This window comes from Rhizobium sp. TRM95796 (assembly GCF_025779995.1).
In the GTDB taxonomy this organism is placed as follows: domain Bacteria; phylum Pseudomonadota; class Alphaproteobacteria; order Rhizobiales; family Rhizobiaceae; genus Rhizobium_E.
Genome location: NZ_JAOXHE010000005.1, coordinates 493,095 through 515,808, shown reverse-complemented (window position 1 = coordinate 515,808; position 22,714 = coordinate 493,095). Strand labels below are relative to the sequence as shown.

General features: G+C 64.1%; 21 protein-coding genes. 10 read left to right on the top strand and 11 right to left on the bottom strand.

What is annotated here, in order from left to right; genetic code table 11:
- Window positions 1–135 precede the first annotated feature (135 nt).
- Window positions 136–1,002, top strand: a complete 867-nt coding sequence (locus OCK01_RS13960; protein ID WP_263824446.1) for a DMT family transporter — start codon at window positions 136–138, stop codon at window positions 1,000–1,002.
- Window positions 1,003–1,012: 10 nt separating this feature from the next.
- Here the strand turns inward: OCK01_RS13960 and OCK01_RS13955 are convergent, their stop codons facing one another.
- Together OCK01_RS13955 and OCK01_RS13950 are read right to left on the bottom strand one after the other, a co-directional pair.
- A complete protein-coding gene (locus OCK01_RS13955; protein ID WP_263824445.1) occupies window positions 1,013–2,086 on the bottom strand; it encodes a hypothetical protein in 1,074 nt (357 codons plus the stop codon).
- A 95-nt stretch (window positions 2,087–2,181) separates the two neighbouring features.
- Complete coding sequence (locus OCK01_RS13950) at window positions 2,182–2,778, bottom strand: TetR/AcrR family transcriptional regulator (RefSeq protein WP_263824444.1); 597 nt, start codon at window positions 2,776–2,778, stop codon at window positions 2,182–2,184.
- Window positions 2,779–2,917: 139 nt separating this feature from the next.
- On the opposite strand from OCK01_RS13950, the gene OCK01_RS13945 reads away from it, so the two are divergent.
- The gene (locus tag OCK01_RS13945; protein ID WP_263824443.1) at window positions 2,918–3,325 is read left to right on the top strand and encodes a RidA family protein; all 408 of its coding nucleotides are present in this window, start codon (window positions 2,918–2,920) and stop codon (window positions 3,323–3,325) included.
- Window positions 3,326–3,329: 4 nt separating this feature from the next.
- On the opposite strand, the gene OCK01_RS13940 is transcribed toward OCK01_RS13945, so the two are convergent.
- Window positions 3,330–4,220 (bottom strand): SDR family oxidoreductase, encoded by an 891-nt coding sequence (locus OCK01_RS13940; protein WP_263824442.1) that lies wholly within the window; start codon window positions 4,218–4,220, stop codon window positions 3,330–3,332.
- Between the two features lie 100 nt (window positions 4,221–4,320).
- Between OCK01_RS13940 and OCK01_RS13935 the strand changes: the two genes are divergently transcribed.
- Window positions 4,321–5,145: a helix-turn-helix transcriptional regulator gene (locus OCK01_RS13935; protein ID WP_263824441.1), complete on the top strand. Its 825-nt coding sequence runs from the start codon at window positions 4,321–4,323 to the stop codon at window positions 5,143–5,145.
- A 521-nt stretch (window positions 5,146–5,666) separates the two neighbouring features.
- On the opposite strand, the gene OCK01_RS13930 is transcribed toward OCK01_RS13935, so the two are convergent.
- Complete coding sequence (locus OCK01_RS13930; protein WP_263824440.1) at window positions 5,667–6,446, bottom strand: calcium-binding protein; 780 nt, start codon at window positions 6,444–6,446, stop codon at window positions 5,667–5,669.
- Between the two features lie 307 nt (window positions 6,447–6,753).
- Here OCK01_RS13930 and OCK01_RS13925 point away from each other — a divergent pair, with 307 nt between their 5' ends.
- Together OCK01_RS13925 and OCK01_RS13920 are read left to right on the top strand one after the other, a co-directional pair.
- Entirely contained in the window at window positions 6,754–8,286 is a 1,533-nt protein-coding gene (locus OCK01_RS13925; RefSeq protein ID WP_263824439.1) for a glycosyltransferase family 39 protein, read from the top strand.
- A 40-nt stretch (window positions 8,287–8,326) separates the two neighbouring features.
- Window positions 8,327–9,517 (top strand): glycosyltransferase, encoded by a 1,191-nt coding sequence (locus OCK01_RS13920; RefSeq protein WP_263824438.1) that lies wholly within the window; start codon window positions 8,327–8,329, stop codon window positions 9,515–9,517.
- A gap of 43 nt (window positions 9,518–9,560) precedes the next feature.
- On the opposite strand, the gene OCK01_RS13915 is transcribed toward OCK01_RS13920, so the two are convergent.
- The 3 genes from OCK01_RS13915 to alc form a co-directional block, all read right to left on the bottom strand.
- Window positions 9,561–10,121 carry a hypothetical protein gene (locus OCK01_RS13915; RefSeq protein ID WP_263824437.1) on the bottom strand — a complete coding sequence of 187 codons (561 nt, stop codon included), beginning with the start codon at window positions 10,119–10,121 and terminating at the stop codon, window positions 9,561–9,563.
- Between the two features lie 446 nt (window positions 10,122–10,567).
- On the bottom strand, window positions 10,568–11,050 hold the full coding sequence (gene greA / locus OCK01_RS13910) for a transcription elongation factor GreA (RefSeq protein WP_263824436.1): 483 nt from the start codon (window positions 11,048–11,050) through the stop codon (window positions 10,568–10,570).
- Between the two features lie 67 nt (window positions 11,051–11,117).
- Window positions 11,118–12,122, bottom strand: a complete 1,005-nt coding sequence (gene alc, locus OCK01_RS13905) for an allantoicase (protein WP_412179012.1) — start codon at window positions 12,120–12,122, stop codon at window positions 11,118–11,120.
- Window positions 12,123–12,406: 284 nt separating this feature from the next.
- Between alc and OCK01_RS13900 the strand changes: the two genes are divergently transcribed.
- Window positions 12,407–14,122 (top strand): GGDEF domain-containing protein, encoded by a 1,716-nt coding sequence (locus tag OCK01_RS13900; protein ID WP_263824434.1) that lies wholly within the window; start codon window positions 12,407–12,409, stop codon window positions 14,120–14,122.
- A 41-nt stretch (window positions 14,123–14,163) separates the two neighbouring features.
- Here OCK01_RS13900 and uraD read toward each other — a convergent pair whose 3' ends face one another.
- Complete coding sequence (uraD, locus tag OCK01_RS13895) at window positions 14,164–14,655, bottom strand: 2-oxo-4-hydroxy-4-carboxy-5-ureidoimidazoline decarboxylase (protein ID WP_263824433.1); 492 nt, start codon at window positions 14,653–14,655, stop codon at window positions 14,164–14,166.
- A gap of 200 nt (window positions 14,656–14,855) precedes the next feature.
- On the opposite strand from uraD, the gene OCK01_RS13890 reads away from it, so the two are divergent.
- Entirely contained in the window at window positions 14,856–16,658 is a 1,803-nt protein-coding gene (locus tag OCK01_RS13890) for a methyl-accepting chemotaxis protein (protein WP_263824432.1), read from the top strand.
- A gap of 15 nt (window positions 16,659–16,673) precedes the next feature.
- Here OCK01_RS13890 and OCK01_RS13885 read toward each other — a convergent pair whose 3' ends face one another.
- Window positions 16,674–16,964, bottom strand: coding sequence for a hypothetical protein (locus OCK01_RS13885; protein ID WP_182826933.1), 291 nt, complete (start codon window positions 16,962–16,964; stop codon window positions 16,674–16,676).
- A 327-nt stretch (window positions 16,965–17,291) separates the two neighbouring features.
- Here OCK01_RS13885 and OCK01_RS13880 point away from each other — a divergent pair, with 327 nt between their 5' ends.
- From OCK01_RS13880 to OCK01_RS13870, 3 genes are all read left to right on the top strand, one after another.
- Complete coding sequence (locus tag OCK01_RS13880; protein ID WP_263824431.1) at window positions 17,292–18,836, top strand: zinc-dependent metalloprotease family protein; 1,545 nt, start codon at window positions 17,292–17,294, stop codon at window positions 18,834–18,836.
- A gap of 174 nt (window positions 18,837–19,010) precedes the next feature.
- Window positions 19,011–20,543, top strand: coding sequence for a M10 family metallopeptidase (locus OCK01_RS13875; protein ID WP_263824430.1), 1,533 nt, complete (start codon window positions 19,011–19,013; stop codon window positions 20,541–20,543).
- A 190-nt stretch (window positions 20,544–20,733) separates the two neighbouring features.
- Complete coding sequence (locus OCK01_RS13870; RefSeq protein ID WP_263824429.1) at window positions 20,734–21,774, top strand: NAD(P)-dependent alcohol dehydrogenase; 1,041 nt, start codon at window positions 20,734–20,736, stop codon at window positions 21,772–21,774.
- A 51-nt stretch (window positions 21,775–21,825) separates the two neighbouring features.
- Here the strand turns inward: OCK01_RS13870 and OCK01_RS13865 are convergent, their stop codons facing one another.
- Complete coding sequence (locus OCK01_RS13865) at window positions 21,826–22,125, bottom strand: DNA-binding protein (protein WP_263824428.1); 300 nt, start codon at window positions 22,123–22,125, stop codon at window positions 21,826–21,828.
- Window positions 22,126–22,139: 14 nt separating this feature from the next.
- Entirely contained in the window at window positions 22,140–22,463 is a 324-nt protein-coding gene (locus tag OCK01_RS13860; protein ID WP_263824427.1) for a type II toxin-antitoxin system RelE/ParE family toxin, read from the bottom strand.
- Window positions 22,464–22,714 lie beyond the last annotated feature (251 nt).

The following is a 22,714-nucleotide window of genomic DNA, read 5'->3' as shown; positions in this document are numbered from 1 at the left end:
CATTTCGACGCGTCCGCGCTTCCCGCAACACATCCAAACCGCTAGAATGCCGCTCCATACAGCCTTGGAGGGATTCGCAGGCCGCCGCCTCGCCGCCCGCAACCCGCTCTCATTCAGACAGAAAGCCCTTTGTCCATGCGCACCGACGCCTCGCTCAAGCCCGTGCTCGCCGCCGCTCTCGGCGTCGCGCTGTTTTCGTTGCTGGATGCGATGATGAAGCTGATCGCCAGCGCCTATCCGCTCGCCCAGACGACGGGGCTGCGTTATGCGGCGGGCGCGGCGGCGGCGATCGTCTATTACGCGCTGACGGTGGGCCGGCCGCCCTCCTGGGCGGCGGTGATCCGCAGCCTGCCGCGCGCCGCCTGCATTCTGCTGGCCGGCACCTGTTTCTTCTTCGCGCTGTCGCGGCTGCCCTTGATCGACGCCATCGCGCTCAGCTTCCTGTCGCCCTTGTTTCTCGGCCTGTTTTCCTGGGCGCTGCTCGGCGAAAAGCTGCGGATCTCGACGATCGGCGCCATGCTGGTCGGGCTCGCCGGCGTGTTCGTGATCGCGCAGGGCCATCGGCTGGACGAGAACAAGGCTTTCGAAATGCTGGGGTTTCTCGCCGCCATCGCCACCGCCGGCTTCTACGCGCTGTCGATGGTGCTGACGCGCAAACAGGGGGCGACCGATCCGGTGCCGACGCTGGTGATGCTGCCGGTGACGATCGGCGCGCTGGTGACGGCGGGGCCGATGGCGATGGCATGGCAGCCGGTGGCGCACTGGCACTGGCTGGTGCTGGCGGCGGTGGGAGTCACCGGCACCACGGCGCATCTGTGCATATCCTGGGCCTACACCAACTCCCGCGTCGGCCGTCTCGGACTGCTCGAATATACCGGCCTCGTCTGGGGCGCGATCCTCGGCTATCTGATCTTTCGCGAAAGCCCCTCGGCCTTCACGCTGGCGGGTTCGGCGATTATCGTCGCCGCCTGCCTGCCGGCCTTCCGCAAGGAGCCGGCGTGAACGCGCCGGTTCAGAAGGCGCGGGCGCGGCCGTAGAGGGCGTAATTTCTGCCGTCGCCCGCAACGGAGGGCCGCGCGCCGTAGAACACCGGCGCGCCGTCGCGATTGAGCATCGAGGTTTCGAGCGCGGTCATGGCGTGGCCGAGCAGTTCCGGCGGCGCGCCGGCCCCGCTCGAGGCGGCGCATCCGTAATGGCCCGTGAGCACCGGCGCGGTGGCGATGGAATGGCGCAGCGTTCCGACGATCTCGGCGGTCGCCTCGTGCAGCCGGCGGGTGACGCCTGTCACATAGGTCTCCTCCGTGCCGAAGACGATGAAGGCCAGGTGCGGCTGTCCCAGCCAGTAGCCGCCTTCCCTGCCCTTCAGCAATTTGCGGGCGAAGCCGCCGAAACGGGCGAGGAAATAGGCGCGCGCCTTGGCGAGCTCCGGCCGGTCGAACTGTTCGAGGCCGGAGATGCGGCAGAGGATCAGCGTATAGCCGTCGATGCCGCGATCGCCGTGGAAGATCTCGCCCATGCGCCGGTTGAAGGCGCGGCGATTGCCCAGCGCGGTCGGGCCGTCGGTGAATTTGGAGCGTTCGGACTGGTCGATCGTGTGGCGGATCGCCTTGACCGTCTCGATGCGCTCATGCACCGAGCGCATCATCCGGGTGGTGGCGACCTTCTGGGCGGCGGTGGCCTGGCTGACATGATCGATGGCGCGGCGGATGGCGGTGGAATCGCGCGGATCGGCGCGGGAAAACTGTTCGCTCGCCTGATTGAGCACCATGGCGTAGGCGCTGAGCGCCTCCTGGCCGTTGGACAGCGCATCCTGAAAGCCCTGCAATTCCTCGGAAAACAGCGAGGCGGAGCTGTCGAGCGCCGAATGGCCGAAGTGATGCGGCAGGAATTCGCGCGCCAGCCGCTCCACATCCTGCGCCGTCACATGCTTGCCGAGCGCGATGAATTGCTGGCGCAACTCCGGATTGTCGCCGGAAAGCACCTCATGCATCAGCTCGAAACTGACCGGCGTCACCTCCAGCCCCATGCGCAAGAGCTGGATGATCACCTGCTGGGCGAAGTCTTGCCGGTTGGGGATGGGGTTCATGGCGGAAGTCCTCGGATTCTTTCCGAATCATAAGGCCTCTCGGCAAATGCTTGCTTAAGCGGAGTGGTTAAACCACCGTTAATCGCGTGCGAATTTCAACCGGGCCCCTTCAGGCGAAAACCCTCGGCCAGCGCCCGAAAGGCGGCGATGGCTTTTGGCATCGCATCATCCGGCGCGGGGCTGGCGGCGACCCAGAGGGCGGCGTTGAGGGCGGCGCCGGTCAGCAGGCGGGCGGCGGCGTCGGGATCGACGGGCTTGAGGACGCCGTCGGCCATCAACGCCGTCACCGCCTGACGAGTCTCCGCGAGGCAACTGCTCTGGCTCGGCCATTGCGAGGGATCGCCGAGCACCGAAGGGCCGTCGAGCAGCACGATGCGCTGCACTTCGGGATCGAGCGCCATTTCGATATAGGCGGCGGCTTCCTTCTGCAGCGCCTCCCAGCCGCTCTCGGCATCGGCGGCGATGGCGCGGGCGCGGGCCGCCATTTCCGAATCCACCTGATGCACGACGGCGGCGAACAGGCCGCGCTTGTCGCCGAAGGCGTGATAGAGCGCGCCGCGCGTCAGCCCGGCCTCGGCGGTGAAATCATCCATCGAGGCCGCCATATAGCCCTTTTCCGCGAACGCCCTGCGGGCGGCAGCCAGCAGACGGGCTCGGTTTTCCTCCATGCTTTCGCTTCGCTTTTTCGCCATGCGCGCTCCATTTAACATACGATACGTATGTAGACTGTTGACATACGCATCGTATGTCGCCATTTTCACATACGCAACGTATATCGAACCGGAGACCGAGGCAAACGCCTCCCGCCGGTTTTCCACCAGGAGAGACGAGATGACCAAACCCGAACCGATCTTCCCCGCCGACCGGCACGCGCTTTACGCGGCGCATGGCTATTCCGCCGCCATCCGCTCCGGCGACCTTCTGTTCGTCTCGGGACAGGTGGGCAGCCGGACCGACGGCTCGCCGGAGCCTGATTTCGAACAGCAGGTGCGGCTGGCCTTCGCCAATCTCCAGGCCACGCTGGCCGCCGCCGGCTGCACCACCGCCGACATCGTCGACGTCACCAGCTTCCACACCGATCCGGAACGCCAATTCGAGACCATCATGGCGGTGAAGCAGGAGGTGTTTCCGCAAGCGCCCTATCCCAACTGGACGGCGCTGGGCGTAACCTGGCTGGCGGGCTTCGACTTCGAGATCAAGGTCGTCGCCCGCATTCCCCAGGCTGTGGGTCGCGCCTGACGGCTCAGGCGTCGCGCTCCAGCCTCGCCAGATCCTCGAGCAGGCTCGGCCCGACCGGCGACCAGCCCAGGCGTTCGCGGGTGAGCGCGCTGGAGGCCGGCATGTTCATGGTCATGAAATGGGTGAGCCAGCCGAAATGGCCGGCCGCCTCGTCCGGCGCGATCGAGACCACCGGCAGGCCGAGGCGAACCGCGAGCCTGTCGATGATGGCGCTCAGCGACACCGCCTCTTCCGCCACCGCGTGATAGCGGGCGCCGGCGACGCCATTCTCCACCGCCAGGCGGTAGAGCCGCGCCGTATCGTCGATCGGGCAAGCGCACCAATCGACCGCGCCGTCGCCGACATAAGCGAGCGCGCCCTTCTCCAAGGAGAGATCGATGAGCGGGCTGATCAGGCCCTGCTTGCGGCGGTCATGGATCTGCGACAGGCGCATGGTGATTACGTTGACGCCGCGATCGAGCAGGTCGCGACCGGCGAGTTCGGAGGCGACGCGGGGATTGTGGCTGCCCGCGTCGAAATGATCCTCGACGGCTTTCTCGCCCGGCCCCGGCGTGCCCAAGCCGACGCCGGAGGTCACGATCAGCGGTCGGTCGGAGCCGACGAGCGCCTCGCCGAGCGCGCGGATGGCGACGCCGTCGCGGCCGCAATTGGCGGCGAAATTCGTGAACGTATGGTCGAAGGCGGTGTGGATGACCGCGTCGCAGACCTCGGCGCCGGCGCGCAGGCTGTCGTGATCGTCGATGCCGCCGTGATGGACCTCGGCGCCGAGCGCGGCGACCTTTTCCGCGCCGGTTTCGGAGCGGACGAGGCCGAGCACCCGATGGCCGGCGCCGACAAGCTCGGGAATGATGTGGGAGCCGATGAAGCCGCTGGCGCCGGTGAGGAAGATGCGCATGAAAAGTCTCCTTGCTTGCTGCTGGCGATGGCGTAAACAGGAGATCTATCGTGTTAAAGCCGGTAGTTTATCCTATTATAATGCTTCACAGGATCAGGCGATGGACGAGCACAACGCGCTGGGGCGGTTTCTGAGGGATCTGCGCGCTCGCCGCGACCCGGCGAGCTACGGCTTCGCATCGAGCCGTCGGCGCACGCCGGGTCTCAGGCGCGAAGAAGTGGCGCAGCGCGCCCATATCAGCCCGGCCTGGTACACCTGGCTGGAACAGGGCCGCGGCGGCCCGCCCTCCGCCGATGTGCTCGACCGCATCGCCAAGGGACTGCTTCTCACGGAGCCGGAGCGCGAGCATCTGTTCGTTCTCGGGCTGGGCCACCCGCCGCCGGCGCGCTACCGCGCGCCCGAAGGCGTGTCGCCGCGCCTGCAGCGGATGATCGACGCGATGGACTTCAGCCCGGCGATCCTGCGCACCGCCACCTGGGAAGTGCTGGCCTGGAACCGGGCGGCGGCCGTGGTGCTGACCGACTACGCCAAACTGCCCCCCGACGGGCGCAACCTGCTCAGGCTGATCTTTTCAAACCCCGACATCCGCGCCAAGCAGGTCGACTGGCGGGCGATGGCGAGCGGCGTGGTCGCCGCCTTCCGCGCCGACGCGGCCCGGGCAGGCGCCTCCACCGAGGTCATCCGATTGGTGGAAGAACTTTCGGCGCTGAGTCCGGATTTCGCCGAGATGTGGGCCGACGCCTCGCTGCTTCCGCATGGCGACGGCGCCAAGCGGCTCAACCATCCTGTTCTCGGGCTGATCGAGCTGGAATATTCGAGCTTTGCGGTGGACGGGCGGCCGGATCTCGGGCTGATCGTCTATAATCCCGTCGACGAGGCGGTCGCAGGGAGGATCAGGGCGTTGGTGAAGGGAATGGCGGACTGAGCGTGCGCGCGACTGGCCGCCAACTCATTATTCCGGCGCAACCCAACGCAGTTGGCCGAGAAAAGCAATAAATCGCGTGCAAGTTCGGTCTGCATGCTCCTCCCGCCTCCATTGTCGTTGGGCAATCCCTGTATCGACATAGCGAAATTCAACCAAGCCGGAGGACAAGGGCGATATGCGCAAATACGGGCCGCTGTACGGAGCCGTATTCGTTTGCTGGACACAAAGGTCGTGCAGGGAAGTCCATCCGAACAAGGCAGACTTAAGCGGTCCCTCGGCAATCAGGCTCGCCACCTGCTCGACGCCGGATAAAGCACTTTGAAATTTGCTGTCGCCACCCCCCTGCCTTTGGCGAAGTTTGACGACGATATTGTCCCACGCTTCCGTCATCCTGCGAGCGTGGGGCGTCGTCCTCCGACTGTCAATCGGTCACTGCCTCTTCCACAAATCTTTCAATTCTGGCTCGGCATCGACATGAAGCAAAAGTGCTTACTCGCTTTGAGGGGCATGTGCTCCGCCCCTCAAAACGCCGCCGGGGCCCAAAAATCCGAGGACTGCAGGCGGGCGACCGATTCCAGATGCATCAGGTCGACCGCTTCGCCCGGGCCGGCCGCGCCGTCGGCGTCGAAGGAGAGGATGCGGGTGTCAATATCGAAGATCAGCTGTCGGGTGGAATTGAGCTGGCCGCCGGTGATGGTGAGGTCGCCTTCGTGATCGACGGTGATCAGGGCGGCGGCGATGTCATAGGCGCCCTGATGGGTGTCCGGCAGATGACGCAGGATCTCGCCGCCGAGCGTGATCAGGTCCTGGCCCTGGCGGAAATCGGTGATGCGGTCGACGCCGTCGCCGGTGTGGAAGATAAAGAAATCCGAGCCCGAACCACCGGTCAGCACGTCGTCGCCGCGGCCGCCGCTGATCATGTCGCGGTCGGCGCCGCCATCGATCACATCGACGCCCGAGCCGCCCTGAATGTCGTCCTGATGGGCGCCGCCGAAAATGGTGTCGTTGCCAGAGCCGCCGAACACGTCGTCCTCGCCCTTGCGGGCGTCGATGCGGTCGTTGCCGGAGCCGCCATAGATAATGTCGTCGCCGGCGCTCGTGCCGATCACGTCATTGCCCCAGCGAGCGTTGATGCGATAGTCGGTCGAAAAGTCGAAGCGCGGATTGATCACGAATGTGTCGGACGCGATGGTGAGATTGTTGAAGCCGGATTTCACGGCGTCTTCACTGAAGGGCATGACGCCGGTGATGTCGAAACCATTGAGGCGCTTGATCAGGATCGCATTGGCTGCCGTCGTCATCTGACTTCTCCCTTTTGACAGGCGACGCGCCCTCCGCACCGCTCATGACCAGGGTTGTGCCGGATTTCTCCACCGCGTGCTGTTCCCGGCGGAACAGGCAGGCTCGGCCCGGCGGCGCGGCTGCGACGGACCGAGCCTGGCGCGGCGTCGGCGCCGAGGGCGCCCATCGTCTATCGCCCCGAAAAAAGAACGCTGCGCCACAACGCACTGCAACATTCTCGATCTTGAAACGTTATGCATTGCAGCACAGATTTGATCGGTGGCGATCAACATAGGAATTCTGGCGCGGTCGGGGCCGAGGGTGAAGATGACGAGCGACACCATGAGGGCGGAGCGGAAGACGCGCTGGCTCTGGCTGGCGGCTTTCGCGACCGTCTTGATCGGCCTTGCTCTGCGCCTGCCGGAGATCGGTTCGCGCTCGCTGTGGATCGACGAACTCTACAGCCACTGGTTCGCCTCGCGCAGTTATGCCGAACTCTGGCGCGACGTGCCGCAATACGAGACCCATCCCCCCGTCTATTACACGCTGCTCAAGGCCTGGTCCGGCCTGTTCGGCGACGGCGAAGCCGGGCTTCGATCGCTGTCCTTGGCGGCGAGCCTGGCGACGATCGCGGCGATCGCGGTCTCGGGACGCGTGATCGGAAGGTCGCCGCGCTTCGAGGCGGCGGGGCTCGTGGCCGCGCTGTTTGTCGCCGTCAACGCCGCCAATATCCGCGATGCGCAGAACGTGCGGCCCTATGCGCTGCAGACGCTGCTGCTGACCCTCGCCATCCTCGCGGCGCTGGCGCTGATCGAGCGGCTGGCGCGCGCCGACGACAAGGCGCCGCGCGGCGACTGGCTGGGGCCGGCGCTGCTGATGGGGCTGACGGCGGGGGCGGCGCTGTTGTTTCACAACACGTCCTTCTTCGTCGCCTTCGGGCTCTGGGCCGGGCTTGCCGCGACGCTGCCGCTGATCCCGAGCGGGAGGCGGCTCATGGCGTTCGGCGTGATGGCCGGCGCGGGCGTGCTGGCGCTCCTGGTCTGGGCGCCCTACGCGCCGATCTTCTTCGCCCAATCCAAGGGCTTCATGGGCCTCGCCTTCTGGCTGACGCCGAAGCCGCGGGATCTCTGGAGCGCCTGGGAGCTGGTGATCGGCGGCAATTGGCTCGCGCTCTGTCTGACGGCGGCGCTGCTGCTGGTCGGCATGTTCAGGATGGCGCAGGCGGCGCCGCGGCAGGCGACGATCGCCGGCGTGACGCTGACCCTGCCGCTCTATGCGCTGCTGGCGGTGAGTTTTTCGGTCAAGCCGATCTATATCCAGCGGCTGTTCGACTGGATGGTTCCTTTGGCGCTGCTGGTCGTCGCTTATGGCGTCGTCTCGCTGCCGGGGCGGATCTGGATCAAGACCGCGCTTGCGGCGCTGGTGATCGGCCTTTCGGTCGAGCGGACGATCGAGGATTTCCAAAAACCGATCGACGACTGGAAGATGATCGCCCAGGTGATCGCCGACAATGCCAAGCCCGGCGACGTGGTGATCGCCGCGCCCGCCGAGGGCAGCGTCGCGGTGGATTACTACGCCCGCCGTCACGCGAACTTCCCGCCGATCGTCTATGTCCCCGGCCCCTATCCGCAGCGCGGGCTGGATCGCACCTATATGAGCAATCTCGGCGCGCCCCGGATCGCGCCCGAGGACCGGGCGATCGTCGAGGCGGCGCTTGCGCGCCACAGGCGCGTCTGGCTCGTGCAGGTGTCGATTTCGCTTTACGACCCCAAATCCATCATCCGCTCCGCCATCGCCGAAAAGCGCCGTTTCGTGCGCTATGACGGCAATTCGCTGGCCAAGGTGGAACTCTTCGACTGACGCGACCTTTCTTCCTCATCGACCGAAAGACAGCTGAGCCATGAGCGACATCGACCTTCTCCCGAGAACACCGGCCGCCGAAGCCGCGCTGCCGCCCGCCCCCGCCCGAGCGGCCGAGACGACCGCCGCCCCCCTGCCCCTGCCCCGGGCGGCGATCGAGCTGACCGTGGTCATCCCCAGCTATTGCGAGCGGGAGAACATCGCCGAACTCTTCCGCCGCCTGGACGTCGCGCTCGATGGCGTCGCCTGGGAGGCGGTGGTGGTCGACGACGACAGTCCCGACGGCACCGCCGAGATCGCAAAATCGATCGGCCGGCGCGATCCCCGCCTGCGCTGCATCCGCCGGGTCGGCCGACGCGGCCTGTCGGGCGCGGTGATCGAGGGAATGCTGTCCTCCTCCGCGCCGGTCGTTGCGGTGATCGACGCCGATCTCCAGCATGACGAGACGCTGCTGCCGAAGATGCTCGCGGAAATCCGCGCCGGCGCCGAGATCGCCATCGCCAGCCGTTACGCCGAGGGCGGATCCGCCACCGAAGGCTTTTCCGGCGTGCGCCGCTGGGGCAGCGAGATGGCCACCACGCTGGCGCGCAGACTTATGGGCGTCTCCGTCAGCGACCCGATGTCGGGCTTCTTCATGCTGAGGCGCGACATCGTCGAGACGCACGCCCATGACCTCTCCAGCCAGGGCTACAAGCTGCTCGCCGACATCCTGTGGAGCGCAGGCCGAAACCGGCGGATCGTCGAACTGACCTATCGCTTCCGCGCCCGCCAGCATGGCGAGAGCAAGCTCGACGCGCTGGTGACGCTGGATTATCTCGGCCTGATCTTCTCGAAACTGCTCGGCGGGGCGCTGCCGGTGCGCTTCCTGATGTTCGCCGCCGTCGGCGCCTCCGGGGTGGCGGTGCATCTGATGATGCTGCAATTCGGTCTCGGCAATCTCGGCCTCGCCTTCGGCTGGGCGCAGGCGCTGGCGGTGATCACCGCCATGACCTGGAATTTCGTGCTCAACAACCGCCTGACCTATCGCGACGCCCGCCTGACCGGCTGGGGCTTCATGACCGGGCTCGTCAAATTCTACCTCGCCTGTTCGATCGGCTCGATCGGCAATATCGGGGTCGCGAGCTGGATCTACTCCTTCCACGCCACCGCCTGGATCGCGGGACTGACCGGCGCGGTGATGGGGGCGGTGTTCAATTATGCGGTGAGCTCGGCGCTGATCTGGAAGAAGTGAGAGTTGCGGGTGGGGTCAGCGGGCATAACGGGACGGTATAAATTCATTTGGCTTTTTCTAAGTCAGAGACAAAGAGACCATATTTCGTACCACGACCTGTCGCCACGATATTCGTTCCCGGCTGCAGCGTTTTCCGAAAAGTGTCGCTTACGCCACAGACGCGGTCGAACGGAAATGGCGCGCCCTGGAAGGTGACGGACGATCTGCAATATTTTTCATCGGCGTCACGCGCTTGATCGACCACATAGGCCATTTCGACAGGCCCCCCGAATACAATTGCCATCACCATCGGAACCGCGATGTTGACGACAGTAGCGCCGAGGCAATACCCCAGAACAGGGGAAGCTATGACGGCAATTACTTTCTTCAGCTCATTACTGCTTGATTGGGAAACAGAAGACACAATCAGCCATACAGTGAATCCTCCCGTGCCAATTCCAACCAACATTGCCAGATCGCGCACATCACGTATCCATGCCGGCGATGGCAAGAAATTGTTTCCTGATATTTGCACGAGCAGCGGCAACACTCCGATCAACAACCAGATGGCGACAGCCCGTTTTCCGTAAAGCGCTGTTCCATGATGCTGATATTTGGATTCCAATTTCGCCTTCCTCCTCTTGCTCGCCACAAATTACCTACATCCTGTCCCATTGGTCTAAATTGCTTTTTGCAACAGCTGGTCAGAATTCGTCGAAGAAAATGTCGTTGCCGATTGCTGTGTAGATCCTCTTCCATCCAAGACCTTCACGGCTTCATTTCTTCTTTATTTCGGCCAGTGAGATTCAAGTTGGCGCGTAGCGCTCCACAGGCATCGGCGCTGACCTGGAAGAAGGGTCGTCGCCTGGGGTTACCCCCCTCTGGTCTGCCGACCATCTCCCCCTCAAGGGGGGGAGATTGGCTGGCGGCTCGATCCTCGCCCAGCCATTTTCGTTGAAAGTGGGGAAGCCGGCGCCTCCCTCAATCTCCCCCCTTGAGGGGGAGATGTCCGGCAGGACAGAGGGGGGTGGCCCGGAGGGCAGAAGCAAACATGGCCACACACTTCGTCCCCTACCCGACCGCCTCGATCTCGATCTCCTTCCCCGCCATGACCACCACATCGCCCTCGCTCTTGCCGATCAGAAGGCGCGCGATGGGAGACACATAGGAGATCGTGCCCGCCTTGGGATCGGCCTCGTCCTCGCCGACGATGCGGTAGGTTTCGACGCGGCCGTCCTCGCGGCGGAAGGTGACGGAGGAGCCGAAGGCGATCACGTCTGGATCGGCGGGGGCCGGCATCAGTTGGGCGCTGGCGATCCGTTCGGAATAATAGCGGATGTCGCGCAAGGGGCTCGCCTGCTGGCGGCGGCGTTCGTTGACGTCTTCGATCGCGTTGGCCGCCTGATAGAGCTCGCGCGCCTCGGCAAGCGCCGTTTCCAGCGCTTTCAGGCCCGTCTCTGTGACGAGATTGGCGTGCGGCGAGATCTCGCGCGGCGGCAGCAGCGTTTCCGACGCGGTTTCGGCGCTTTCTTCCTTGAGGAAGGCGACGCTCATGGGATGTCCTTTCCGGGCAAGACCTGAAGGCGCGGGCGGCAAGTCTGCCACGCGCCGGTGGAAGACCTTACGCCTTCACGCCCAGCAACCTGAGCCGCATCACCCCGCCGTCGGGATGCATGGCGAAGCGGACATGGGTGACGGGGCCGATCGGTTCGACGTCGGAACCGGCGAAATCATGGACATGATCCATGGCCAGCTTCTTCCTGGTCAGGATCGGCGTCCAGTTCTCCGACGCCGCGATCTCTTCCGGCGTCAGCGTGTCGCCGAGATCGGGCAGATAGGCGCCCAACAGTTCGCAGGTGTCCGGGAAATTGCCCTTGTAGAAATGCGTATCGACCGTGACCTTGCGGATCACGCCGGCATGGCCGAGACGGATGATCGCCCAGTCATGGCCGGGGCCGCGGCGGCGCTTGGTTTCCCAGCCGTCGCCCATATTCTTGCCGCGGCCGGGCTCGAGCATCTTGTCGGGATGGCCGTAATGGGCGTCGGACCAGGCCAGCGATTTGGCCCCGTGGAAGATGTAGGCGAGGTCGATTTCCTGATCGGCGCCGACCTTGGACCAGTCGAAGGCCGCCGTTCCATAGACGCGCAGCCGCGCCACGCCGCCATCGGGATAGATGTGCAGGCGCAGATGCGTCCAGACGCGGGTCTTGTCGGCGTTCTCGTAGAAGTGATGGGCCGACGGGCCCAGCGGGCTTTTCGCCACCAGTTCGGTCCATTGGGCGTCGTCGTTCGGATCGGGGTCGCCATCGGGCGAAAACGCGGCTTCGATGGCGGCGAAGGGCGGATAGTTGCCGGTGAACCAATGCGTATCGACGTCGAAACCCTGGATGCGGCCGGCCATGGCCAGCCTGATCACCGCATGGTCGTGACCTTCCACGCGCTTGCGGCGGCTTTCCCAGCCGTCCATCCATTTGCCGTTGTCGTCGTAGAGATCGGGATCCCAGAGCGGCGGCTCGTCGGCGAGCATGCGCGAGAGCGGCGCGAAGAATTCGTCGGTGGAGAAAACCGCCGTCGCGCCCAGCCGGGCCGAGGCGAGATTGACGGCGCCCGCGGCGAAAGCGGGCATGTCGAGCGTTCCGTAGGAGACTGGCAAGGCGTTCCTCATTCTTGTGTCTGGGCTTGCTGCTTCGGCTAGCTATAGCGCGGGGCGACAGGGATTGAAATGAAACTTCTGACGCCGGCGGCCCGACGCCAGTCTTTCCCTCTCCGCCCCCGATCGTCATCACGCAACCCGACGGATTTTGAGCCGAGTGGACATTTTGTCGCAGAACACGCATCAATTCCAGGGTGGCGTTTACGTAGAAAAAACAAATCAGGGATAATTTTGGAAACTCTCATAACAGGCAGGTCATGACGGGACAGCGCACGTACAATCGCAAGCTGCTGATGGGCGCCGCCTGCGCGACGCTCGTGGTCAATAGTTATGTACTCTTTCTCAGTCTGGTCAGCCTGGTCGATACGAATGACCGCGTTAGGCATTCCATCATCGTCAAGGGCGAGTTGGCGCGGGTCAGCGTGGAAAAGTCCAATGCCGAATCCAACCAGCGCGGATATTTGCTGACATCGGATATCCGCTATCTCGACCCTTATTACAGCGCCGCCAACATCATCCGCTCCAAACTGGACCGATTGCGGGAGTTGGTCTCAGACAATGCCGAACAGCTTCGTTACGTCGAGAAGATGAGCGAGCTCATCGACTTGAGGTTTGACGAAATGGGCGAAGCCATCGTGCTCCAGAGCGCTGGCAATTCCGCTGGCGCCGTGGAGCAGGTGCGCAAAAATCGCGGTAAGGAGATCGGGATCGAGTTTTATCGCACGGTCGAGCGCATGCAGCAGGCGGAGGAGCGCCTTCTTCTGGAGCGCGAAGCGGAAGCGGAACTGGCCAAGCGCGCGGCTTTTCTTACCCTGATCGGGTTTATCGCCACAACGGCCTTGCTGCTTGCGGCGCTCTTCTTTCTCGGACGGAGGGAAATCGCCCGCAAGACCCAGGCCTCGATGGAACATGAGGCGATGGCCGTCACGCTCCGAGAGCAGTCAGAACGCCTGGCGCGGGAACGCAATGATGTCGCCCAGCTCAACGAGGCCAGTAATTTTCTGCAGAGCTGTAACAGCATGGAGGAGATCTCCGCTGTCATCGGTCCATTCCTGGAGCGCTTGTTTCCCAACAATTCCGGCGCCATCTACATCACCGCTCCGTCGCGCAACCGGCTGGACCTGATCGGTTCATGGGGAGACAGAGCGTTTCCCAGCCATTTTGCGCCGCATGATTGCTGGGGCCTTCGGCGCGGGCAAATCGAGGCGCGGGACGCAAACGATGTCCGCCCACGTTGCGAGCATCACGCCTCGGAGCCACATGCGGATCATGAGTTATGCATCCCGCTTGTGGCGCAAGGCGAAACTCTGGGACTGCTGTCTCTGCTCGCCCAAACGGCCGGGTCCGACGCCGCCGAACGTCGCGATACGCGCCGGCTGGCGGAAATGGCGGCGCGCCAGATCGGCCTGACCCTGTCGAACATCAGGCTGCGCGAAAGCCTGCGAGACCAGTCGATCCGCGACCCCATGACCAAGGCGTTCAATCGGCGCCATCTCGAGACGGTGTTCGAGAAGGAAATGGCGAAAGCCATCCGCTATGGCCGCCCCTTGAGCATCGCCATGCTCGATATCGATCATTTCAAGCGCTACAACGATACCCATGGCCATCAGGCGGGCGATGCGGCTCTCATCACGGTGACCCAGCACATCCAGTCCAAACTGCGCGAAAGCGACTGGCTGTTCAGATATGGCGGCGAAGAATTCCTGATCCTGTTCAGCGAATCCGGATCGACGGACGCGGCGACAAGGCTGGATCACATCAGGGAATCCGTGTCCATGCTGGGGATCACCAATGACGGCATTGCGCTGCCGCATGTCACGATCTCTTGCGGCGCGGCCGGTTTGGGCGAGCACGCCGAGACGTTCGAAGCTCTGGTCAGCGCCGCCGACGCCGCGCTTTACGAAGCCAAGAAAGCCGGGCGCAATCAGGTGAGGCGCGCCTCCGAGCTAACGGCCATCGGCAAGATCGCCTGATCGCCGGGCGCCGACCTTCGAGACGCCATCGGCACGAGCCGTCAGGACCAATCCATCGCCTCCAGCCTCAGCCTGGCGATCTTCTCCACCTCATGCGCCGCCGTGTCGAATTCGGTGACGCGGGAATTGTGGATGCGGCGTTCGAAGGCGGCGAGGATGTCGTCTTTGCCGAGGCCCTTGACGGCGATGATGAAAGGGAAGCCGAATTTCGACTGGTAACGGGTGTTGAGATCGGTGAAGCGGGCGAATTCCGTCTCGGTCAGACGGTCCAGCCCGGCGCCCTTCTGCTCGGCGCGCGACTCTTCGGTCAGTTGACCGGCCACCGCCAGCCTGCCGGCGAGATCGGGATGGGCGCGCAGCACGCCGAGCCGCTCCTCGTCGCCGGCGGCGCGGAATTCGGCGGCGAGCGCGGCGTGCACCGTCGGCGCCGACAGAGGCTCCGGCGCGCCATTTCCGTCGAAGGCGCGCTCGGCGATCCACGGCGAATGTTCGAACACCCCGCCGAAACGAGCCACGAAAGCGTTCCGATCCATGAACCTCTCCCTTTTTCAACCGCAAATCAGTCTTGCGACCATATAGGCGCGGCCGAGCCGAGAACAAGCGCAAAGCAATCCGCCTGGCGCAACCGCCCTTTCCAGAGAAGTGAAGGGTCAGTTCCATGGGGGTTTGATTTAACTTTTATCAACTTTAGCCCCGCATTTTATATGAAACTCATGATTGAAGAGCAGGTGGCATGAAAAATCTTTCGGTGTTGTTTCGCGTTTTCATACTGACCGGCTTCTGCCTTCTGGTCCTCGCAGCCGCCCTTTTCTTTCGCAACGAGGAAAGCTACGGCGATGTGGTGGCGGAGCGGAAGGCGATGCTGGCGCAGATGAACGAGAACGCCGTTTCGATCTTCAAGCGCTATCACACGCTCGAAACGGAGGGGAAAATCACCAGAGAGGCCGCGCAGGCCGATGCGATCGCCCAAATCATGGCGATGCGCTACGGCGCGGACGGCTATTTCTGGATCAACGATCTCGACGCCCGGATGATCGCCCATGCCGCCAAGCCGAAACTGAACGGAACCGACGTGTCCGGCATGAAGGATCCCGACGGCGTCTTCATCTTTCAGGAGTTCGTGCGCACCGCCAAGGCGAACGGCCAGGGCTTCGTCGACTATATGTGGCCGAAGCCTGGCTCGGACGCGCCGGTCGGCAAGAATTCGCATGTGATGCTGTTTGAGCCCTGGGGCTGGATCGTCGGCACCGGCGTCTACAACGACGATATCGCCGCCATCCATTCCAGCGGCATGGCCAAGACCGCCGGCATCCTCGCCTTGGCGGGCCTCGTCACCATCCTGTTTTCGGTGATGATCGGCCGCTCGATCTCGGTCCCGCTCGGCGGCCTGCAGGCGGCCATGGCGCGCATCGCGGCCGGCGACGCCTCCGAGGAGGTCGCCCATACCGATCGCCGCGACGAAATCGGCCGGATGGCGGCGGCGCTGGTCGAATTGCGCCGGTCGGTGATCGAACGCCGCGCGCTGGAGGACGGCCGCGCCGCCCAGCAGCAGGCGCTCGCCGACGCCCGCGCCCGCCAGGACGCCGCCGATCGCGAGCAGGTGGAAAAGCAGCAGGCGGTCATGGGCGAGTTCGAACGCGCGCTCGGGCTGATGTCGTCGGGCGACCTGACGGTGCGGATGAGCGGCCTTCCGGCCGATTACGCCCGGCTGGAGCAGGATTTCAACTGCGCCATCGGCAATCTCGCCCAGGCGCTCGACGACATCGCCGTCTCGACAGACACCGTCACGCGCACGGCCGCCGAGATCGACGCGGCGGTGGCGCAGCTGTCGTCGCGCACCGAGGGACAGGCGGCCAATCTGGAGGAAACCGCCGCCGCGATCGAGGAAATCAGCCGGACCATCCAGTCGTCGGCCCGGAGCATCGACCAGGCCAAGACCATGGCGGCCGCCGCCAAGACCGATGCCGGAACGTCGAGCGGCATCGTCGGATCGGCCATTTCGGCGATGAGCCGCATCGAGGAGTCGTCGCGGAAAATCGGCGAGATCATCGGGGTGATCGATGAAATCGCCTTCCAGACCAATCTTCTGGCGCTCAACGCCGGGGTCGAGGCGGCGCGCGCCGGCGAGGCCGGCAAGGGTTTTGCCGTCGTCGCTCAGGAAGTGCGGGAACTGGCGCAGCGTTCGGCCAATGCGGCCAAGGAGATCAAGGCGCTGATCACCGCGTCGAGTCAGCAGGTCGGCGAAGGCGTGCATCTGGTCGAGGAGACCGGCAAGTCGCTGTCGGGCATCGATCGCCGCGTGGCGACGATCGACGCCAGCATCGGCGACGTCGCCACGCTGGCCCGCGAGCAATCGTCCGGCATCGCCGAGATCAACGGCGCCATCAGCCAGATCGATCACATGACGCAACAGAACGCTGCGATGGTGGAGGAAACCACCGCCGCCACCGCGACCCTGCGTCAGGAAACCGAAAACCTGGCCCGCCTGCTCGGCCGGTTCAAGGTCGAGGAGGAGCGTCGGCGCGCCGCGGCGTGACCACGGCGCAGAGCGTCACTTGTTCTGAAGAAGCCACATCTTGCCGGCCATGGTGATCTCATGGGCGGCGGTGTCGGCGTCGGCGCCTTCGCTGGTGGATTTGATCAGGCCGTGGTCGCGCAACTGGGTGATCACCGCCGTGGTGACGGTCTTGATCGGCTGCGGGCGCTCCTTGAACCGGTCGGTGCGCGCATAGGTCACTTCGGCGTTGAGGTGGGTCCATTTGTTGCCCTCGCCGAGATGAAGCCCGCCGTCCTTGACGAGTTTGAGGGCCTTGATCTGCGTCGGGGTGAGTTCGATGGTCATGATGGTCCTTGGTGTGCGGAATTAGAGGCGCCGGAACGGCCTGGAAATGCGACCGGCGCGGCCCGGGAACGCGCGGAGACCGTTCCACGAAAGCCAAGGCAACGTTTGCGCGCGCGCTTGCGGCGCGCGGCTACGCCGGTGCGGTCCTTATGACCCCACGCGGTCGCCATGGCAAGCCCGACCTCGCCGAACGCCTGATATTCACGGCCCGTGACCGCATGCAGCGTCCGCGGCGCCCCGTTTTGCATACCTCAAAGCCTTTGACAGCGCCTCTGGTTTCTCAAATATCGGGCTCCGGTGATTCCAGGGCAAGGGAGACGGCGACATATGGCGCGGGTTCAGAAACGGACGATCGACGACGACGACAATGTGTTCCTGGAGGGCATTCTCTGGAAGAAAGTGGATTCCGACACGATCGCCGCCTGGAACGACCAGGCGCTGTGGATCCACTTCAAGGACACGGCCGCCAACAGCTGGACATGGGCGGACAAGTCCTTCTTCAAATCAGTGTTCGACCAATGGACAGACGTCACCCGGCTGAGCTATCGCCTGACCAATGACGCCACGAAAGCGGACATGGTCGAAACGATCGTGCCCCAGAAATTCTTCGGCGGCGGCGGCGGCGGCAATGTCACGCTCGGCGCGCATGAAACGCCCTATTTCGAAATGAAGAACGGCGTGTCGCGCGGCTGGTACTGGGACGACATGCTGGAGAACGGCTCGACCCGGGAGGGATCGCTGATCTATTCCACCGTGCTGCATGAACTCGGCCATGCGCTGGGCCTCGCCCACCCGCATGACAAGGGCGGCGGCTCCTCGATATTCCCAAACACGCGCTACGACCATTCGGCCTATACGATCATGTCCTACAACGAAGCCTACAGCTTCGGCGCCAATGGCAAGATCACGCTGCGCGCCGGCGCGCTCGGCGGGCTCGACCAGGACTATGGCCTGCGCATCGACCCCGCCGCCTTCGACATCGAGGCGATCCAGGCGATCTATGGCGTCAAGCAGGCGGCGCGCGGCGACAATGTCTATCGTCTCTCCGACGAGAACGGCTACTGGACGACGCCCTGGGACACCGGCGGCATCGATACGCTGCGTTATGACGGCGACGGCCGCGCGACGCTGGATCTCCGACCGGCCTCGCTCAAGCAAGGCGCTTCCGACGCCGGCGGTGGCCTGTCCTATGTCGCAGGCGTTTACGGCGGCGTGACCATGGCGTCCGACCGCACGGTCAAGACGGCGGTGATCGAACGCGCCGTCGGCGGCGACGGCGACGACCGGATCATCGGCAACGACGCCAACAACCGGATTTCCGGTCGCGGCGGCGACGATGTCATCGATGGCGGCGGCGGCGCCGTCGATCTCGTCAATTACCGCGGCGCCTACGACAATTACTGGGTTCGCATCTTCGCCAGCGGCACGCTGGTCGAACAGGAAAAGAACACCAGCAAGTTCGACGACGGCTTCGACCGCCTGAAGAACGTCGAATACCTGCACTTCTCCAACGGCTATGTTTCGTTGGTCGAAGGCCGTCAATCGTCCAACGCCCGCGCGACGGGACTGACGTTCGCCGTCGACGGCGTGGACCCTGGCAAGATGTTCTCGATGCTGGTCGGCTTCACCTCCGGCGAGGATACGATCGTGTTGAAGGACGATCTGTTCGACGGGCTCGCCAAGGGCCGGCTCGACGCCGATCAGTTCGTTCTGGGCGACAAGGCGCTCGACGCCGATGATCACCTGATCTTCGACTACGACGCGCGCGCGCTCTACTACGACGCCGATGGCGCAGGCGGCGCCGAAAAAGTGCTGGTCGCGGCGTTCGGCGATCTCGTGGATGTGGCGGCGCGCGATTTCCTCGTCGTCTGATCGCGCCGTCGCAATGCTCACGTCTCAGCGCGCCGGCCCGCCCGGCGCGTCTTTTTTTGGGTGAATGGCCGGCGACACTCCTGCGGCGGGCCAATTCCTTTGACATGGCCACGAGTTTCTAAACTATCTGGGCCGAGGGCACTGATTCACGCGGGAACGGGCGGAGGGACACTTATGGCCACAGTGATCAAGCGCAATGTCGACGACGGCGAGAACGTATTTCTCGAAGGGATTCTCTGGAAGGGCGTCAACGCCTCGCAGACCTATGCCTGGAGCAGCGACGCGCCGCTGCAGCTCTATTTCCAGGACACCGCCGCCCATAGCTGGACGGAGGCGCAGAAGAATTTCTATCAAAGCGTGCTCGGCGAATGGACATCGGTCACCCGGCTGAGCTTTTCGGTGACCAACTCGTATTCGCAGGCGAACTTGGTCGAGAAGATCGTCGGCCAGAGCGCCTGGGGCGGCGGCGGAATCGTCTATGCCGATCATGAAACGCCCGACGACGCCTGGTCCTTCGGCAACGCCATCGGGCGGTTCTGGAACAAGCTCGTCGATCCCTCCGACCTCAAGCCGGGCTCGTTTTCCTACGAGACGCTGCTGCATGAGCTCGGCCATGCGCTGGGTCTCGCTCATCCGCACGACAATGGCGGCGGCTCGAGCATCTATGCGGACAAGACCTATGACCATATCACCTATACGATCATGTCGTATAACGACAATTACAGCTTCAAGGCGGATGGCTCGATCAAGCTGAAGAGCGGCGAACTCGGCCCGCACAGCCAGAGTTACGGCTTCCGCATCGACCCCGCCGCCTTCGACATCGAGGCGATCCAGGCGGTCTACGGGATCAAGCAGGCGCATACCGGCAACGACGTCTATACGCTGTCGGACAAGAACGGCTACTGGACGACGCCCTGGGACACCGGCGGCAACGACACGCTGCGCTATGACGGCGCCAAGCGCGCCGTTCTCGACCTGCGTCCCGCATCGCTGCGGGAAGGCGCGGCCGACGCCGGCGGCGGCGTCTCCTATGTCTCCGGCGTTTATGCCGGCATCACCATGGCGTCGAACCGCACGGTGAAGACGGCGGTGATCGAAAACGCCGTCGGCGGCGACGGCAACGACGCGATCACCGGCAACGGCGCCAACAACCGCATCACCGGCAATGGCGGCGACGACAAGATCAATGGCGGCGGCGGCGCGAAAGACACGGTGATCTACCATGGCGATCTCGACGACTACTCCATCCGTTATCCCGGCTCCGCCGTGATCCTGACGCACAAGTCCGGAACAAGCGTCTTCGACGACGGCACGGACCGGGTGACCAATATCGAATATTTCAAGTTCCGGGACGGCGTCTATGAATATGCGCGCGCCAATGAGACGGCGCGCGGCGACGGCCACGCCTATCTGCTCGACGGCAGCCTGACCGACAAGGCGGCGACGCTCGTCATCGGCTTCATCACCGGCCGGGACACGCTCGAACTCGACGCTTCCGTCTTCGCCGCGCTCGCCAGGGGCGGCGTCGCAGACGACGTCTTCACGCTGGGTTCGCAGGCGAAGGACGCCGACGACAGGCTGATCTACAATGCCGGCCGCGACGCGCTCTATTACGACGCCGACGGCGCCGGCGATGGCGGGAAACTGCTCGTCGCCCAGTTCACCGGCGATGTCGACCTCGGCGCGCGCGACATCCTGGTGGTGTGATCGGCGGGCGGGTTTCGTCCGAGCGCCGGAGCGGCTCGCTCCGGCGTCCTCCATGCCGGCCCTCTAATTTGCGCGACGGCCTTGCGGGCCGGATTTCGCGACCTATATCCAACGGGTTCTTGCCATGCCCGCCGCATTTTCAGCAGTCGCGCGGGCGTTTCCCTGACATCACTCGACGACGAGGTTTCCCATGCCGATCGCAAAAGGCTACGCCGCCACAGATGCGTCCAGCCCGCTCACGCCCTTCACCTTCGAGCGCCGCGCCCCCAATGACGACGACGTCGTCATTTCGATCAAATATTCCGGCATCTGCCATTCCGACATCCACCAGGCGCGCAACGAATGGGGCAATTCTATCTATCCGATGGTCCCCGGCCACGAGATCGCCGGCGTGGTGACGGAGGTCGGCGCAAAGGTGACCAAGTTCAAGGTCGGCGACCATGTCGGCGTCGGCTGCTTCGTCGATTCCTGCACGCAATGCGCAACCCGCGATCTCGACAACGAACAGTATATGCCGGGCCTGATCGGCACCTACAACGCCTATGAAGCCGACGGGACGACGCCGACCTATGGCGGCTATTCCGACAGCATCGTGGTCAAGGAAGGCTATGTGCTCTCCATCCCCGAAAACCTGCCGCTCGACGCCGCCGCGCCCCTGCTATGCGCCGGCATCACGCTCTATTCGCCGCTCAAGCACTGGAACGCCGGCCCCGGCAAGAAGGTGGCGATCGTCGGCATGGGCGGCCTCGGCCATATGGGCGTCAAGCTCGGCGCGGCCATGGGCGCCGACATCACCGTGCTCAGCCAGTCGCTGTCGAAGAAGGAAGACGGCCTCAAGCTCGGCGCCAAGACGTATTACGCCACCTCCGACGCCGAAACCTTCAAGACGCTCGCCGGAAGCTTCGACCTGATCCTCTGCACGGTCAGCGCCGATATCGACTGGAACGCCTATCTCTCGCTGCTCAAGGTCGACGGCGCCATGGTGCTGCTCGGCGTGCCGGAAAAGCCGGTGCCGGTGCACGCCTTCTCGCTGATCGGCGGCCGCCGCACGCTGGCCGGCTCGATGATCGGCTCGATCAAGGAAACCCAGGACATGCTGGATTTCTGCGGCCGGCACGACATCGTCTCGGAAATCGAGACCATCTCCATGGACCAGGTCAACGAGGCCTATGAGCGCGTGCTGAAAAGCGACGTGCGCTACCGCTTCGTCATCGACATGGCGACGATGTAATAAAGATGGACGGGGGCGCGGCGCGGATGAGCGGCGCGCTCCTGTTTCTCCTCAGGCCATGTCGATGGGACGCACGGAGAGCCGCAACCCCATCGCTTTCAGGATCGCGGTGAGGCCGCGAAGCTCCGGATTTCCCTTGTCGGACAGAGTCCGGTAAAGCTGTGTGGGATTGAGGTCGGCCGCCTGCGCGACGGCCGAGACGCCGCCATAGGCTGACGTCATTTGCCGGAGCGCGATCATCAGTTCCGCCTGATCTCCCTCCGCGAGGATCTGGTCCAGGGTTTCGGCGGCCAGCGCCAGATCTCCCCTGAACAGCTCCGCCATCGCTTCGTCATGACTGCGATCCTTCACGGCATTCTCCCTTATCAGTGGCTCCGGCTCTTCCAGTCTCGCCAGCAGGCGCAAGCGCGATCGATATCCGCTCCCTGGCCGCGCTTGTCGCCGCCACAGAGCAGCAGGACGAGGGTGTCGCCGGCGCGGGCATAATAAAGGCGGTAGCCCGGACCCAGATCGATCCGCAATTCATGCACACCGTCACGAAGCGCCTTGTGGTCGCCGAAATTTCCGAGCTCGAGACGGTTGATACGCCTGACGATCGCAGCCTTGGCCCTGATGTCGCGCAGGTCGTGGAGCCATTCGGTGACGAGATCTACTCCGCCCTTGGTCAGATAGTGGCGAATGATCAACATATATCACCTTCGTTTAAAAACGAAAAGCATGATCCGGAGATATGACGACGATAACCTGACTAGGTCTTTCGGTCGAGACGTCAATCGGCGCCCGAAGACTGAGGCTCCAAGGTCGGGTCGGCGGGCGTCTGTAGCTGTGGCCATCCCCCCTCTGCCCTGCCGGGCATCTCCCCTTCAAGGGGGGAGATTGGATGGGGCGCCGGTTTGCCCAATCTCGACGTCCATGGCTGGGCGATGGTGGCGCCGCTTGC